The 13,267-nt window shown below is 64.5% G+C and carries 19 protein-coding genes; 13 read left to right on the top strand and 6 right to left on the bottom strand.

Features of this window, described 5'->3' with window-relative positions; genetic code table 11:
- The first annotated feature begins 34 nt into the window (after nt 1–34).
- A complete protein-coding gene (locus LLJ08_RS18900) occupies nt 35–409 on the top strand; it encodes a gamma-butyrobetaine hydroxylase family protein (RefSeq protein ID WP_228207677.1) in 375 nt (124 codons plus the stop codon).
- A gap of 304 nt (nt 410–713) precedes the next feature.
- Entirely contained in the window at nt 714–2,645 is a 1,932-nt protein-coding gene (locus LLJ08_RS18905) for a methyl-accepting chemotaxis protein (protein ID WP_228207678.1), read from the top strand.
- Between the two features lie 37 nt (nt 2,646–2,682).
- Here the strand turns inward: LLJ08_RS18905 and LLJ08_RS18910 are convergent, their stop codons facing one another.
- Nucleotides 2,683–2,958, bottom strand: coding sequence for a polyhydroxyalkanoic acid system family protein (locus LLJ08_RS18910; RefSeq protein WP_228207679.1), 276 nt, complete (start codon nt 2,956–2,958; stop codon nt 2,683–2,685).
- Between the two features lie 235 nt (nt 2,959–3,193).
- On the opposite strand from LLJ08_RS18910, the gene ubiE reads away from it, so the two are divergent.
- The 10 genes from ubiE to LLJ08_RS18960 all read left to right on the top strand — a co-directional run bounded on the left by ubiE (nt 3,194) and on the right by LLJ08_RS18960 (nt 9,809).
- Nucleotides 3,194–3,964 carry a bifunctional demethylmenaquinone methyltransferase/2-methoxy-6-polyprenyl-1,4-benzoquinol methylase UbiE gene (gene ubiE, locus LLJ08_RS18915; protein WP_014821916.1) on the top strand — a complete coding sequence of 257 codons (771 nt, stop codon included), beginning with the start codon at nt 3,194–3,196 and terminating at the stop codon, nt 3,962–3,964.
- Complete coding sequence (locus tag LLJ08_RS18920; protein WP_228207680.1) at nt 3,964–4,587, top strand: ubiquinone biosynthesis accessory factor UbiJ; 624 nt, start codon at nt 3,964–3,966, stop codon at nt 4,585–4,587. The genes ubiE and LLJ08_RS18920 overlap by 1 nt, the downstream gene beginning before the upstream one ends.
- Nucleotides 4,584–6,194 carry a ubiquinone biosynthesis regulatory protein kinase UbiB gene (gene ubiB / locus LLJ08_RS18925; RefSeq protein WP_044315788.1) on the top strand — a complete coding sequence of 537 codons (1,611 nt, stop codon included), beginning with the start codon at nt 4,584–4,586 and terminating at the stop codon, nt 6,192–6,194. Before LLJ08_RS18920 ends, ubiB begins: the two co-directional genes overlap by 4 nt.
- A 49-nt stretch (nt 6,195–6,243) precedes the next feature.
- Nucleotides 6,244–6,639, top strand: a complete 396-nt coding sequence (gene hisI, locus LLJ08_RS18930) for a phosphoribosyl-AMP cyclohydrolase (RefSeq protein ID WP_023447081.1) — start codon at nt 6,244–6,246, stop codon at nt 6,637–6,639.
- Nucleotides 6,632–6,964: a phosphoribosyl-ATP diphosphatase gene (locus LLJ08_RS18935; RefSeq protein ID WP_011911574.1), complete on the top strand. Its 333-nt coding sequence runs from the start codon at nt 6,632–6,634 to the stop codon at nt 6,962–6,964. The genes hisI and LLJ08_RS18935 overlap by 8 nt, the downstream gene beginning before the upstream one ends.
- A gap of 20 nt (nt 6,965–6,984) precedes the next feature.
- Nucleotides 6,985–7,218: a twin-arginine translocase TatA/TatE family subunit gene (gene tatA, locus LLJ08_RS18940; protein WP_014821919.1), complete on the top strand. Its 234-nt coding sequence runs from the start codon at nt 6,985–6,987 to the stop codon at nt 7,216–7,218.
- A gap of 71 nt (nt 7,219–7,289) precedes the next feature.
- Nucleotides 7,290–7,712 (top strand): Sec-independent protein translocase protein TatB, encoded by a 423-nt coding sequence (tatB, locus tag LLJ08_RS18945; protein ID WP_191121565.1) that lies wholly within the window; start codon nt 7,290–7,292, stop codon nt 7,710–7,712.
- Nucleotides 7,709–8,512, top strand: coding sequence for a twin-arginine translocase subunit TatC (tatC, locus tag LLJ08_RS18950; RefSeq protein ID WP_191121564.1), 804 nt, complete (start codon nt 7,709–7,711; stop codon nt 8,510–8,512). The genes tatB and tatC overlap by 4 nt, the downstream gene beginning before the upstream one ends.
- Nucleotides 8,509–9,216, top strand: coding sequence for a 16S rRNA (uracil(1498)-N(3))-methyltransferase (locus tag LLJ08_RS18955; protein ID WP_228207681.1), 708 nt, complete (start codon nt 8,509–8,511; stop codon nt 9,214–9,216). Before tatC ends, LLJ08_RS18955 begins: the two co-directional genes overlap by 4 nt.
- A 173-nt stretch (nt 9,217–9,389) precedes the next feature.
- Nucleotides 9,390–9,809, top strand: coding sequence for a UPF0158 family protein (locus LLJ08_RS18960; protein ID WP_014821923.1), 420 nt, complete (start codon nt 9,390–9,392; stop codon nt 9,807–9,809).
- Nucleotides 9,810–9,819: 10 nt separating this feature from the next.
- Here the strand turns inward: LLJ08_RS18960 and dtd are convergent, their stop codons facing one another.
- Nucleotides 9,820–10,257 carry a D-aminoacyl-tRNA deacylase gene (gene dtd / locus LLJ08_RS18965; RefSeq protein ID WP_228207682.1) on the bottom strand — a complete coding sequence of 146 codons (438 nt, stop codon included), beginning with the start codon at nt 10,255–10,257 and terminating at the stop codon, nt 9,820–9,822.
- Between the two features lie 15 nt (nt 10,258–10,272).
- Nucleotides 10,273–11,244, bottom strand: coding sequence for a prolyl aminopeptidase (gene pip / locus LLJ08_RS18970; RefSeq protein WP_014821925.1), 972 nt, complete (start codon nt 11,242–11,244; stop codon nt 10,273–10,275).
- 78 nt (nt 11,245–11,322) lie between these two features.
- On the opposite strand from pip, the gene LLJ08_RS18975 reads away from it, so the two are divergent.
- Nucleotides 11,323–11,748, top strand: coding sequence for a hypothetical protein (locus LLJ08_RS18975; RefSeq protein ID WP_228207683.1), 426 nt, complete (start codon nt 11,323–11,325; stop codon nt 11,746–11,748).
- Nucleotides 11,749–11,761: 13 nt separating this feature from the next.
- On the opposite strand, the gene LLJ08_RS18980 is transcribed toward LLJ08_RS18975, so the two are convergent.
- From LLJ08_RS18980 to LLJ08_RS18990, 3 genes are all read right to left on the bottom strand, one after another.
- On the bottom strand, nt 11,762–12,298 hold the full coding sequence (locus LLJ08_RS18980; protein WP_125896622.1) for a lipocalin family protein: 537 nt from the start codon (nt 12,296–12,298) through the stop codon (nt 11,762–11,764).
- Between the two features lie 27 nt (nt 12,299–12,325).
- Nucleotides 12,326–12,580, bottom strand: coding sequence for an outer membrane protein assembly factor BamE domain-containing protein (bamE, locus tag LLJ08_RS18985; RefSeq protein WP_014821928.1), 255 nt, complete (start codon nt 12,578–12,580; stop codon nt 12,326–12,328).
- 81 nt (nt 12,581–12,661) lie between these two features.
- On the bottom strand, nt 12,662–13,264 hold the full coding sequence (locus tag LLJ08_RS18990) for a DUF924 family protein (RefSeq protein ID WP_228207684.1): 603 nt from the start codon (nt 13,262–13,264) through the stop codon (nt 12,662–12,664).
- Nucleotides 13,265–13,267: the final 3 nt, after the last annotated feature.

Here is a 13,267-nt window from a genome sequence, read left to right on the forward strand (position 1 = left end):
GCAATCGCCACGGCCGGTTCTTCCGGAGCGTTGCATGCGCATCCCCACCGCAATCAAGCTGCACAAGGCGTCGAAAACCCTGGAGCTGGAATATGGCAGCGACGAGCGCCATGTGCTGTCCGCCGAATTCCTGCGCGTGCATTCACCCTCGGCCGAGGTGCAGGGCCACGGTAATCCGGTGCTGCAGACCGGCAAGCTGAACGTAGGCCTGGAGCAGATCGAACCGGCCGGCCAGTACGCGCTGAAGCTGACCTTCAGCGACGGCCATGACAGCGGCCTGTTCACCTGGGATTACCTGGAGCGCCTGGCGCTGAATCAGCAAACGTTGTGGGAGGACTATCTCGCGGCACTGGCGGCCGCCGGCAAGTCGCGCGATCCGGATGAGTCAGTGGTCAAGCTGATGCTCTGACCTTGCTCGGCAACATCTCGCCATCGTTTTCTGCCCGAACTCTCAGCGCCTGACCGACTGCGCAACTGGTCGGTGCCGCGCTGCCGGCCCGCCAACTGCGCTCCGACGGTCAGCCCCGTACCGCCATAGCGCGACCCTGCAGTCAAAAAAACGACCGGCGTGCAGCGCATTTGCTTAAGAAACCTCCGAAGTCGGCCGCTAAGTGCAGTGACACTTACGCCGCCGCCACGGCAGCCCGGCACAAGACGCCTCGCCACTGCGCCTCGGCAACTTGCGCCCGCCTCGACTTTTGGAGCGTTCATACATGTTCTCGCGCTTTTTCACCGACCTGGCCGTCACGCGCAAGCTTGGCCTGGGCTTCGGCTTCATGGTCCTACTGACACTTCTGGTCGCCGCCATCGCCGTCACCAGTCTCAACGGGCTGATGGAGCGCAACCAGAAGCAGACACGCCTTTCGCAGGTTCAGGAAGCCGCCTACGCGGTGGATACCGCGCGCACGCTGTTCGAACAGAGCGGCAGCGACGCCCACGCCCAGCAGGTGACCGGCAAGATCGGCGAAGTTCGCTATCACCTGCAGGACATCCGCACCACCCTGACTGCCGCTGACGATCAACGTGACATCGCCGCCGCGCTGCAGCACGCCGAGCGTATCGAGCGCAGCTTTCAGGAGCTGAAGCAGGCCCGCGAAAGCCGCGAGCAGAGCCGGGGCGTTATGGTCAGCAGCGCCGGCGAGGCGCTCAAGGCACTCGGTGAACTGGAAGGACAGATCTACCAGGCGCTCGAACAATCCGCCGACGACCCGCTCGTCGTGCAGCAGGCCCGCGCCCTCGCCGAACTCACCCGGCGTGTGCTGGAGAGCCGTTATCTGGTGCGTGGCTACATCTTCCAGCACACTGAGGAGTCTGCGCAGCTCGCCTACGCCGGCCTTGATCGCTCCCGCCAACAGGCCGACCTGCTGCGCGGCCTGCTGCCATCCGACCAGCACAGTCATCTCGATCGCATGGCCAGCGCCCTGCAACGCTACCGAGCGGCGATTGAAACCTTCAAGGTTGGCATGGACGCAACCATCCAGGCACGCACGGCGCTGGCCAAGGAGATCGGCGGGCTGCTGGAAATTAACGGCAACCTGTACCGCAACCAGCAGAACAAGATGCTCGGCGAAACGCAGCAGGCACGCATCCAGACCATGCTGACCGCCCTCGCCAGTGCACTGCTCGGCCTGCTCGCGGCCTGGTTCATCGCCCGCCAGATCATTCTGCCGCTGCGCCACACCCTGGCCATGGCCCGGCGCATCGCCGACGGCGACCTCTCTGGTCAGGACAGCGCGCCGCGACGCGACGAACTGGGACAGCTGGAAAGCGCGATGCAGGAGATGCGCCAGAGTCTGCGCAAGCTGATCGGCAGCATCGGCGACAGCTCGACGCAGATCGCGGCGGCTGCCGAGGAGCTCTCCGCGGTCACGGAGCAGACCAGCGCCGGGGTCAACGATCAGCGCCAGGAGACCGATCAGGTGGCCACGGCGGTAAACGAGATGGCCGCCACCGTTCAGGAGGTGGCGCGCAACGCGATCGATGCCGCACAGGCCACTGCCGAGGCCGACCAGCAGGCGGTACAGGGCGAGAAGCTAGCTGGGGACGCTGTCGCCCAGATCGAGCGCATGGCGATGCAGGTCGCCAACACCGGCGAGGCAATGGAGCATTTACGCCGCGACAGCAATGCCATCGGCAGCGTGCTGGACGTGATCAAGGCAGTCGCCGAGCAGACCAATCTGCTGGCGCTCAATGCCGCCATCGAGGCGGCGCGGGCTGGTGAAGCGGGCCGTGGCTTCGCCGTGGTAGCAGACGAGGTGCGTGGCCTGGCGCAACGCACCCAGCAATCGACCGAGGAGATCGAGAAACTGATCGGCACCCTACAGAACAGTGCCCAGAGCGCCAGCCAGCTGATGCGCGACAACCAGCAGCTGAGCGACAGCACGGTCGAACTGACCCGCCGTGCCGGCGACGCCCTGAGCGTCATCGCCCGGACCGTGTCGACCATCCAGAGCATGAACCAGCAGATCGCAGCGGCGGCCGAACAGCAGAGCGCGGTGGCCGAAGAGATCAACCGCAGCGTGGTCAGCGTGCGCGACATTTCCCTGCAGACCGCTACCGCCAGCGACGAAACGGCACGCGCCAGTACCGAACTGGCCCAGCTCGGCAACGCGCTTCAGCAGCAGATCGGCCGCTTCCGCCTCTGACGGCCAGGCGCAGGGCCGCAGCGTCCTGCGCCGCCTCTCAGGTCAGCGCCTTGTCCAGCGCCCGCTCGATCTGACCCTGAATGCTGCTACCCATGGCCGAGAGCAGCAGGCCGAGGTTGAGCAGAACCTTCACGCTGTCCTCGTAGACTTCGATACGCCCATCCGCGCCGCTGCGCTTGACTGCCAGCACATCGCCCTGCCACTGACAGCTCACACCGAACTCGCGAGCTAGGCGTGCAGCCAGCTCGTCGGCCTTCTCGCGTGCGGCCTCGCGGCCAAGATTGTGGGTACGTTCGACGATGATCTGGGCCATGAGGACTCCTGGCTGCGCCCGAAAAGGCGCGCACTATAGCAAAGCGGCGCCGTCGATCGCCTGGCCGCCCCGCCTGATCATGCCAGTGAACCCTCTGTCCCACAGGCCTGTCGCCGCCAGCGCCATCCTGCGACATGTCGCCGCTAGCCCTTTTGCCCGCGACCGCCAGCTCGACGCTTATCAGCCGCCTATTTAGGTTTAGAATGCCGGGCACATTCTTTCCGGCGAAAGTGACATGACCGACCCTCGCAAAGCGCATGACGCAGAACCGACCACCCATTTCGGCTACAAGAACGTGCCGGAAAGCCAGAAGGCGCAGAAGGTGGCCGAGGTGTTCCACTCCGTGGCCGCCAAGTACGACCTGATGAACGACCTGATGTCCGGTGGCGTGCATCGCCTGTGGAAGCGCTTCACCATCGAGCTGTCCGGCGCCCGCCACGGCAATCGCATCCTGGACATCGCCGGCGGCACCGGTGACCTGACCCGCCAGTTCTCGCGCATCGTCGGCCCCACCGGCGAGGTGGTGCTGGCCGACATCAATGCTTCGATGCTCAAGGTCGGCCGCGACAAGCTGCTGGACAAGGGCGTGGCCGGCAACGTCAGGTTCGTTCAGGCCGATGCCGAGAAGCTGCCCTTCCCGGACAATCACTTCGACGTGGTCACCATCGCCTTCGGCCTGCGCAACGTGACGCACAAGGAAGACGCAATCGCGTCGATGCTGCGCGTGCTCAAGCCGGGCGGCCGCCTGCTGGTACTGGAATTCTCCAAGCCGACCAACCAGCTGTTTTCCAAGGCCTACGACGCCTACTCGTTCAGCCTGCTGCCGATGATGGGCAAGCTGATCACCAACGACGCCGAGAGCTATCGCTACCTGGCCGAGTCGATCCGCATGCATCCGGATCAGGAAACGCTCAAAGGCATGATGGAGACCGCCGGTTTCGAGCGCGTCAGCTATCACAACATGACCGGCGGCATCGTCGCCCTGCACCGCGGCATCAAACCCTGATGTTGCGCGCTGCCCTGCTGGCCGGTGCCGAGCGTGGCATCAATCGCGTCCTGCGCCTGGACCCCACGGCATTGCCGCGACTGGCACGCCTGAGCGGCCGGATCATCGAAATCGACTGCACGGCGCCGGCCTGGCGGCTGTTCATCCTTGCCGACGACGAAGGCCTGCGCCTAGCCAGCAACTGGGGCGCGGATGCCGATTGCCGCCTGCGCGCGCCTGCGAGCAGCCTCTTGCGCCTGGCCGTCAGCCGCAACAAGACCGCCGTGCTGCATGGCCCCGAGGTCGAGATCGACGGCGACAGTGGGCTGCTGATGAACCTCGCTGAGGTGCTGCAGGATCTGGAGCTGGACTGGGAATACGAAATTTCCCGCTGGCTCGGCCCGGTCGGCGCACAGCTGCTCGGCTCCAGCCTACGCGGCCCAGTGGACTGGGTGCGCGACAGCGCCGACTCGCTGCGTCAGGACCTTGCCGACTACCTCAGCGAGGAATCGCGGATGCTGGTCGGCCAGGCCGAAGCCCAGGCGCGTTTCGACGAGCTGGATGACATGAAACTTGCCCTCGACCGACTCGAAGCCCGCATCGAGCGCCTCGCCCTCAACCTGAATCCAGATCGCCCCGAATGAAGCTGTTCGCCGCCGCACGCCGCCTGTTTCGCATCCTGCTGGTGGTGATCCGCTACCGCCTCGATGACATCATCCTCGACCTGCCGATGCCCTGGTGGTTGCGTGCCACCAGCTACCTGCTGCCCTGGCGCTGGATTCCGCGACGCCACAGCGAGCTGTCGCGCGGCGCACGCCTGCGCCTGGCACTGGAGGGCCTGGGGCCGATCTTCATCAAGTTCGGGCAGATCCTCTCCACCCGCCGCGATCTGCTGCCGCCGGATATCGCCGAAGAGCTGGCGATGCTGCAGGACCGCGTGCCGCCCTTCGATTCAGCCGTCGCCACGGCACTCATCGAGCGCCAGCTGGGCGCTCCGGTAGGGGAAATCTTCGCCCGTTTCGACAGCAAACCGCTGGCCTCCGCGTCGGTGGCGCAGGTGCACGCAGCCAAGCTGCGTTCCGGCGAGGAAGTGGTGGTCAAGGTGGTGCGCCCGAACCTCCGGCCGATCATCAGCCAGGATCTGGCCTGGCTGTTCATGCTGGCCAACAGCGCCGAGCGTATTTCCATCGACGCGCGCCGCCTGCACCTGGTGGAAGTGGTCGACGACTACGCCAAGACCATCTACGACGAGCTCGACCTGCTGCGCGAAGCGGCCAACGCCAGCCAACTCAAGCGCAATTTCGAGGGCTCGGCGCTGCTTTACGTGCCGCAGGTGTACTGGGACTACTGCCGCCCGCAGGTGCTGGTGATGGAACGCATCTACGGCGTACCGGTGACCGACATGGCTGGGCTGGCACGACAGAACACCGACATGCGCCAGCTGGCCGAGCGCGGGGTGGAGATTTTCTTCACCCAGGTGTTCCGCGACAGCTTCTTCCACGCCGACATGCACCCCGGCAACATCTTCGTCAGCACCCACCAGCCCTGGAGCCCGCAGTACATTGCGGTGGACTTCGGCATCGTCGGCAGCCTGACGCCCGAGGACCAGGATTATCTGGCGCGCAACCTGATGGCCTTCTTCAAGCGCGACTACCGCAAGGTCGCGCAGCTGCACATCGATTCGGGCTGGGTGCCGGCGGAAACCAAGGTCAACGAATTCGAGGCCGCGATCCGCACCGTCTGCGAGCCGATCTTCGAGAAGCCGCTGAAGGACATCTCCTTCGGCCAGCTGCTGGTGCGCCTGTTCCAGGTGGCGCGGCGCTTCAACATGGAAGTGCAGCCACAGCTGGTATTGCTGCAGAAGACCCTGCTCAACATCGAAGGGCTCGGCCGTGAGCTGTACCCGGATCTCGACCTCTGGAGCACCGGCCAGCCGTACCTCGAGCGCTGGATGCGCGAGCGCATGAGCCCCAAGCAGCTGATCAAGAACGTGCACGCGCAGATCGAACAACTGCCGCACCTGGCCAACATGACCCGCGAGCTGCTCGAGCGCATGGCGCACCCGCACGCGAACAACCCACCGCCGCCCTGGCGCGAGCGCCACCACGGCTGGCCGCTGCGTCTGATCGGCGCCGTACTGCTCGGCAGCGGCGCGACTCTGGCGGCCAGCGCCGACAGCCTGACCGCCGTAACCGCCTGGCCGGCGTGGGTGATGCTGGTAGCCGGCATCTTCATCGTGGTGCGCCGATAGCCATCCCTGATGCAGGCTGGCACACTTGGCCCATTGAGCGGAGAATCCGATGAACTGGCTGGACGAAATCAACTGGAACGCCGACGGTCTGGTGCCGGCGATCGCCCAGGACCACAAGACCGGCCGCGTGCTGATGATGGCCTGGATGAATCGCGAAGCCCTGGCGTTGACCGCGCAGGAAAACCGCGCCATCTACTGGTCGCGTTCGCGTAACCGGCTGTGGCGCAAAGGCGAGGAGTCCGGGCATGTGCAGCAGCTGCACGAGCTGCGCCTGGACTGTGACGCCGACGTGATCATCCTGATGGTCGAGCAGATCGGCGGCATCGCCTGTCACACCGGTCGGGAAAGCTGCTTCTACCGCGTTTTCGAAAACGGCGCCTGGAAGGTCGTCGAGCCGGTCCTCAAGGACCCGCACGCCATCTATGCGGAGCACAAGCATGAGTGACACCCTGACCCGTCTGGCCGAGGTGCTGGAAGCCCGCAAAGGCGCGGCGCCGGACAGCTCCTACGTTGCCAGCCTGTACCACAAGGGCCTGAACAAGATTCTCGAGAAGGTCGGCGAGGAATCGGTGGAAACCATTCTCGCCGCCAAGGACGCCGCCGTCAGTGGCGACTCCAGCGACCTGATCTACGAAACCGCTGACCTCTGGTTCCACAGCCTGGTCATGCTCGCCGCGCTCGGCCAGCACCCGCAGGCCGTGCTGGATGAACTGGACCGGCGCTTCGGTCTCTCCGGACACGCGGAAAAAGCCGCGCGTCCGCAAACCTGATTCACATCGGAGATATCACCATGGGTTTTGGCGGCATCAGCATCTGGCAACTCCTGATCATTCTGCTCATCGTCATCATGCTGTTCGGCACCAAGCGCCTCAAGGGCCTGGGCTCCGACCTCGGTGATGCGATCAAGGGCTTCCGCAAATCCATGGGCACCGACGAGGAAAAGCCCGGCGTCGAAGACAAGCAGAACCAGACCATTGACGCGCAGGCGCGCAAGGTCGAAGAACCGACCAAGAAAGACCAGTGATAACGTTCCATGCGGTCGAGCGGCGACCTTCGCTGCCCGGCCGCTCTCCCTATTGATGTGAGCACGTCCTGATGTTCGATATCGGTTTCACCGAACTGCTACTGGTCGGCCTGGTGGCATTGATGGTGCTCGGTCCGGAACGCCTGCCCGGTGCAGTTCGCACCACGGGACTGTGGGTTGGCCGACTGAAACGCAGCTTCAGCAACATCAAGGCCGAGGTGGAGCGCGAGATCGGTGCCGACGAGATCCGTCGGCAGCTGCATAACGAGCGCATCCTCGACCTGGAGCGGGAAATGAAGCAAAGCATCATGCCGCCGACTTCGACCACCAGCTCGGGCACCGCCACGCCATCGCCGACCGAAAACACGGCGAGCGAAACTGCGGACAGTACCGGCGCCGCCGTTACGCCCAGCCCCAGCCCGGAAGTGCCGCCAGCTGCACCTGTTGCTGAACCCGCACCTACCCCTCGCCCCGACAGATCGCCAGAACCATGAGCCAGTCTTCCATCGATGATCAGGAAATGCCCCTGATCGCTCATCTGACCGAACTGCGCAAGCGCCTGCTGCGCTGCGTCGTGGCCATCGGCCTGCTGTTCGGCGGGCTGTTCTACTTCTCCCAGCAGATCTACTCGCTGGTCGCCGCACCGCTGCGCGCCTATCTGCCGGAAGGCGCGACTATGATCGCCACCGGCGTCGCCTCACCCTTCCTGACGCCGTTCAAGCTGACCCTGATGGTCGCGCTGTTCCTATCGATGCCGATCATCCTGCACCAGATCTGGGGCTTCATCGCCCCCGGCCTGTACAAGCACGAAAAACGCATCGCCGTGCCGCTGCTGGTGTCGAGCATCTTCCTGTTTTACGCCGGCATGGCCTTCGCCTACTTCGTCGTGTTCCCGATCATGTTCGGCTTCTTCGCCAGCGTGACGCCGGAAGGCGTGGCGATGATGACGGACATCGGCCAGTACCTGGACTTCGTGCTCACGCTGTTCTTCGCCTTCGGCGTGGCATTCGAGATTCCGGTAGCGACCTTCCTGCTGATCTGGGTGGGCATCGTCGATGTCGCCACCCTACGCAAGAGCCGTCCCTATGTGATCGTCGGCTGCTTCGCCGTCGGCATGGTGCTGACGCCACCGGATGTGTTCTCGCAGACGCTGCTGGCCGTTCCCATGTGGCTGCTGTTTGAAGCCGGGGTGATCTGCGGCAGCATGATCAACAAGCGCGACGAAGATTTCCGTGGCGATGCCGAGCAGGACGCGGCAGAACCCGGCGACCAGCCGCCCGCGCCGCGCCCGTGAACCTGCTGCTGCTCGACGCGGCCGATTTCGTCGCCGATAACCGCGTGCTGCTGCGTGACCGGCGCCTGACTCATCTGCAGCAGGTCCATCGCGCCGAGGCGGGCGAGCAGCTCAGAGTTGGCCGCGTGGGCGGCAACATGGGCAGCGGACAGCTCCTGCGCCTGGATGCTCACGAGGCAGAGCTGCAGGTCAGCTTCGACCAACCACCGCCGGCGAAGCTGCCGGTGACCCTGCTACTGGCGCTTCCACGACCTAAGATGTTGCGCCGCGTGCTGCAGACCGTGGCCGCCATGGGCGTGCCGCGGCTGGTATTGCTCAACAGCTATCGCGTCGAGAAAAGCTTCTGGCAAACGCCATTCCTCGAGCCCGCCGCCATCCACGAGCAGCTGATCCTCGGCCTGGAACAGGCGCGTGACACCGTCCTGCCGGAGGTCATTATCGAGAAGCGCTTCAAGCCCTTCGTCGAGGATCGCCTGCCTCAGCTTGCCGCAGACACCCTGGGGCTAGTCGGCCATCCCGGCGATTTTCCCAATTGCCCCCGTGCCATAACGCAGCCTGTCACCCTGGCGATCGGCCCGGAAGGCGGCTGGATCCCCTACGAGGTAGACAAACTGGCTGCCGCCGGTCTGCAGCCGGTTCAGTTGGGCGAGCGCATTCTGCGCGTGGAAACGGCGGTCAGCGCGCTGCTGGCCCGACTGTTCTGAGCCTGAACGGCTGACTCACCACCGTCACCGTTCGCCGCCTGACCGATGCGCCCCGATGAACGTAACGCACCCACCCGGTGCAAGGGAGTCACAGATTAGGACTGCTCACGCTTCAGTGCGTCTGCGCTGCGGCCTCGACACTCCAACGAATCCCTAAAAGAGCCGTTCTTGCCATGCGACCATTGACCATCGACATGCACCGTCTGGAGTACGCTCTGGATGGACGCGACAGCGCCGAGTACTACCTGGACCTGGAAAGCGGTGCCATCCGCGCCGTTTTTCCCAGCGAGCCAGCCCCTGGCGTCATGGAGAAATACGACGTACAGCAGGATCGCTATCTGCACATCGAACCGCTGGAGCTCGCGCAATCCATGGCGATGCGTGAGGCCTTCCTCTTCACCCAACACGACCCGATCGCCCACGCGGTGCTGAGCAGTGCGCTGAACGGCCGCAAGCCGCTGCGCACCTTCGACTTCAAGCTGGAGGATTTCCCTGCGGTGAGAGAGGCCTGGCTGGACTACCAGACCGTGCAGCTGCGCGAGTACGCGATCACCTGGCTGCGCGAGAACGACCTGGAACCGGTCCGGCACTGATTCACGCGCGTCAGCTTTCGAGGAGAAAGGTCACCGGACCGTCGTTGACCAGATGCACCTGCATCTCGGCGCCGAAACGCCCGCAGGCCACCTGTGGATGCTGCTGGCGCGCCTGGGCCAGCAGGTAGTCGTAGAGCGCTTCGCCGTGCGCTGGTGGGGCGGCGCTGGAGAAACTCGGCCGCAGCCCGCTACGGGTATCGGCCGCCAGGGTGAACTGCGATACCAGCAACAGCCCACCACCGATGTCCTTCAGCGAGCGATTCATCTTGCCCTGCTCGTCGCTGAAGACGCGGTAGTTGAGCAGCTTGTGCAACAGCTTGTCGGCACGGGCATGATCGTCCTCGCGCTCGACGCCCACCAGCACCAGCAAGCCCTGATCGATGGCACCGACCACCTCGCCTGCGACCTCGACCCGTGCCTGACGGACACGCTGGATCAATGCTTTCATCGCTGGGCGGCCCCGTCAGGCGTCTGTCGGAGGCAGATCGAGCAAGCGGTGGGCGATCTCACCGGTCGCCCGTATCAGCGCATCGGTAATGCCTAGCTCCGCCGCCGAATGCCCGGCGTCGCGAATGATCTGCAGCTCGCTGTTCGGCCACGCCTGATGCAGCGCCCAGGCATTGTCCAGCGGGCAGATGGCATCGTAACGGCCGTGCACGATGATGCCCGGCAGGTGGGCGATCTTCGGCATGTCGCGCAAGAGCTGATCCGGCTCGAGAAAGGCCTGATTGACGAAGTAGTGGCATTCGATCCGCGCCATCGACAGCGCCCGGTGCGCATCGGCAAACCGCTCGACCACGTTGTGATTCGGCCGCAGCGTGGCGGTGCGACCTTCCCAGCAGGACCACGCCTTGGCGGCGTGCATCTGGGCGATCTGGTCGTTGCCGGTGAGACGGCGGTAGAACGCTTGCATCAGGTCGTCGCGTTCCTCCAGCGGAATCGGCGAGAGGAAGTCCTGCCAGTAGTCCGGGAAGAGCCGGCTGGCGCCTTCCTGATAGAACCAGGCGAGGTCCTGCGGACGGCAGAGGAATATCCCTCGCAGGATCAGCGCATGCACATGCTCGGGATAGCGCTGCGCGTAGGCCAGGGAGAGCGTCGAGCCCCAGGAACCACCAAACAGCACCCACTTGTCGATGCCCAGATGCTCGCGGATGCGCTGCATGTCGGCGATCAGATGTGCGGTGGTGTTGTTCTCCAGGCTGGCATGGGGCGTCGAACGTCCGCAGCCACGCTGATCGAAGGTGATGATGCGGTACAGGGTCGGATCGAAGAAGCGGCGGCTGAGGGCATCGCAGCCGCCGCCGGGACCACCATGGACGAACAATACGGGCAGACCATCCGGCGACCCACTCTCGTCGACATAGAGCACATGCGGTTCTTCCACCGCCAGCTCGTGTCGGGCGTAGGGTTTGATCTCCGGATACAAGGTCTGCATGGCACACTCCTGATCTGCGGCGGGCCGGCTGGCCCCCATGACGTTAGCGGCATCATAACGAGGTTCACGGAGTTGAGCATGTCAGCATGGAAAATAGCGGCACTGGCGCTATTAATGACCCTGGCCGGCTGCGGCCGGGACGACCCGGAAGCGGCGCTGCAGCAGGCCGCCGAGCAGTTGCAGACGACCCTGGAGAACAAGCAGGTCGGCGACCTGATGGAACTGCTGCACGCAGATTTCCAGGCGCAGCGACAGTACCATCAGGAATGGGCGCGGCGCACGGCAACGCTGATGTTCCTGCGCCATCGCAATGTCCGGGTAATCGCCCTCAGCCAGCGCAGCTGGGTCGATCCGACCTATCCCGATCGCGGCCATACCGAGGCACAGGTGACGCTCGCTGGCGCCGAATCACTCCTGCCGCAGCAGGCGGGGCATTATCAGGTCAGACTCGACTGGCGCCAGGAGCGAGGCGAATGGCAGCTGGCGCGTCTGGAATGGGACTGAGCAGGCCAAACGATTACTGGCGCCAGATCAGTTCGCTGGTGTCGTAACCGCGCCGCTCGGCCTCGGAGAGCAGGCGATCGCGGGTCGCCTGGTCGACCTCGGTGTCCCGCGCAAGCAGCCAGAGATACTTGCGATCTGGACTGCCGACCAGCGCAGTGCTGTAGCCCTCGTCCAGATAGAGCACCCAGTAGTGGCCCTTGGTCAGACCGGGAAAGAGCCGGCTGAACCAGTTGTCGAAGCGCACCCACAGCCGATCGGTAATACCGGCTTCCTGCGGCACCGCTTCGCCTTTGGCTTCCTGCCAGTCGCCGTCTTCTGTTTGGCAACGGTTGGTCACCGCCACGCTGCCATCGGCCTGCAACTGGTAATTCGCTTCGGAGCGTATGCAATTGCGCTGAAAGAACATCGGCAAGCGCGCCAGCTCGTACCAGCTCCCCTGATAGCGTTGAAGGTCGACCTCGCCGACCGTTTCAGGGGGCTGTTCGCGCCCACCTCCTGCGCAGCCGCTCAACAGCATCAGGCACAGCAGGGCAACGACACTCGCACGCATGGGATATCTCCTGAGTTACATCAGCAGTTATTTCAGCCCCTTGCCGGAAAACATCATCACCTTGTCGCCCGCGAACTGGACGCTGATGAAGCGATTCTTCTCGCCCCAGGTGCAGCTCGACATCCCCAGCGCCCCGGCGCATTCGGAAGGTTTGCCGAGCAACTGCTCGACTTCCACCCGTTCCATGCCGGGCTTGAGCTTGGCGAAGTTTTCCTGGGTGATCGGACTGCAGGCAGCCAGCAGGACGACGCAGGCAATCAGCAATGGGGTACGCAATGGCATATCGAGCTCCTTGCTTGTTCTAAGGTTCAATGCCCCGCGGAAGCGGTGCCGCGGAGCGTTGGCCGGAAATGGCATCCGCGCTCAGAAGGACGAGCCCGGCTGCTCCAGAAATAGTCGCTCGGCGTCGCTGGCTTCGCGGCCGAGAGTTGCATTGCGATGCGGGAAGCGGCCGAAGCGGGAGACCACCTCGCGGTGGCGCTCGGCATAGTCGAGAAAGCCGACGAACAGCGGCTGTTCCGACTCGTCGGCAATGTCGCGCAAGGCAGTGAACTGCGCGACGGCCAGATCCTGGGTTGCCAGGTTCTCCGCGTGCTCCAGCACCAGGTAGATGAACACGCGCTGGATAGGCGCCAACAGCATGTCGCCGCCGTGGGCCAGGCCATCGCGAACCAGGTGCTGGGCGCGCTCGTCGCCGGCGAAAGCCTTCGGCGTGTTGCGATGGATCATGCGCGGCAGCTGATCGAGCAGCAGCACCAGTGCGAGCCAGCCCTCGGGCAATTCGGCCCAGCCCTGCAGCTCGCCGTTCAGAGCCTGTTCGACCAGTGCGCCGAAGCGCTGGCGCGCCTCGTCGTCCTGTTCTGCGCGGTAGCCAAACCAGAGTCGCTGCTTTTCAGCCGCGATCTCGCTGGCGCTGGTGCCCTGGCCGAACCACCAGTGGAGCAAGTCCTGCCAGGGCGCCTGCATCGG

The sequence above is a fragment of the Stutzerimonas chloritidismutans genome, from assembly GCF_020783375.1.
GTDB lineage: Bacteria > Pseudomonadota > Gammaproteobacteria > Pseudomonadales > Pseudomonadaceae > Stutzerimonas > Stutzerimonas kunmingensis.

Coding starts and splice junctions, on each gene's coding strand:
- LLJ08_RS18900 (WP_228207677.1), top strand. CDS start 35: ATGCGCATCCCCACCGCAATCAAGCTGCACAAGGCGTCGAAAACCCTG.
- LLJ08_RS18905 (WP_228207678.1), top strand. CDS start 714: ATGTTCTCGCGCTTTTTCACCGACCTGGCCGTCACGCGCAAGCTTGGC.
- LLJ08_RS18910 (WP_228207679.1), bottom strand. CDS start 2,958: ATGGCCCAGATCATCGTCGAACGTACCCACAATCTTGGCCGCGAGGCC.
- ubiE (WP_014821916.1), top strand. CDS start 3,194: ATGACCGACCCTCGCAAAGCGCATGACGCAGAACCGACCACCCATTTC.
- LLJ08_RS18920 (WP_228207680.1), top strand. CDS start 3,964: ATGTTGCGCGCTGCCCTGCTGGCCGGTGCCGAGCGTGGCATCAATCGC.
- ubiB (WP_044315788.1), top strand. CDS start 4,584: ATGAAGCTGTTCGCCGCCGCACGCCGCCTGTTTCGCATCCTGCTGGTG.
- hisI (WP_023447081.1), top strand. CDS start 6,244: ATGAACTGGCTGGACGAAATCAACTGGAACGCCGACGGTCTGGTGCCG.
- LLJ08_RS18935 (WP_011911574.1), top strand. CDS start 6,632: ATGAGTGACACCCTGACCCGTCTGGCCGAGGTGCTGGAAGCCCGCAAA.
- tatA (WP_014821919.1), top strand. CDS start 6,985: ATGGGTTTTGGCGGCATCAGCATCTGGCAACTCCTGATCATTCTGCTC.
- tatB (WP_191121565.1), top strand. CDS start 7,290: ATGTTCGATATCGGTTTCACCGAACTGCTACTGGTCGGCCTGGTGGCA.
- tatC (WP_191121564.1), top strand. CDS start 7,709: ATGAGCCAGTCTTCCATCGATGATCAGGAAATGCCCCTGATCGCTCAT.
- LLJ08_RS18960 (WP_014821923.1), top strand. CDS start 9,390: ATGCGACCATTGACCATCGACATGCACCGTCTGGAGTACGCTCTGGAT.
- dtd (WP_228207682.1), bottom strand. CDS start 10,257: ATGAAAGCATTGATCCAGCGTGTCCGTCAGGCACGGGTCGAGGTCGCA.
- pip (WP_014821925.1), bottom strand. CDS start 11,244: ATGCAGACCTTGTATCCGGAGATCAAACCCTACGCCCGACACGAGCTG.
- LLJ08_RS18975 (WP_228207683.1), top strand. CDS start 11,323: ATGTCAGCATGGAAAATAGCGGCACTGGCGCTATTAATGACCCTGGCC.
- LLJ08_RS18980 (WP_125896622.1), bottom strand. CDS start 12,298: ATGCGTGCGAGTGTCGTTGCCCTGCTGTGCCTGATGCTGTTGAGCGGC.
- bamE (WP_014821928.1), bottom strand. CDS start 12,580: ATGCCATTGCGTACCCCATTGCTGATTGCCTGCGTCGTCCTGCTGGCT.
- LLJ08_RS18990 (WP_228207684.1), bottom strand. CDS start 13,264: ATGCAGGCGCCCTGGCAGGACTTGCTCCACTGGTGGTTCGGCCAGGGC.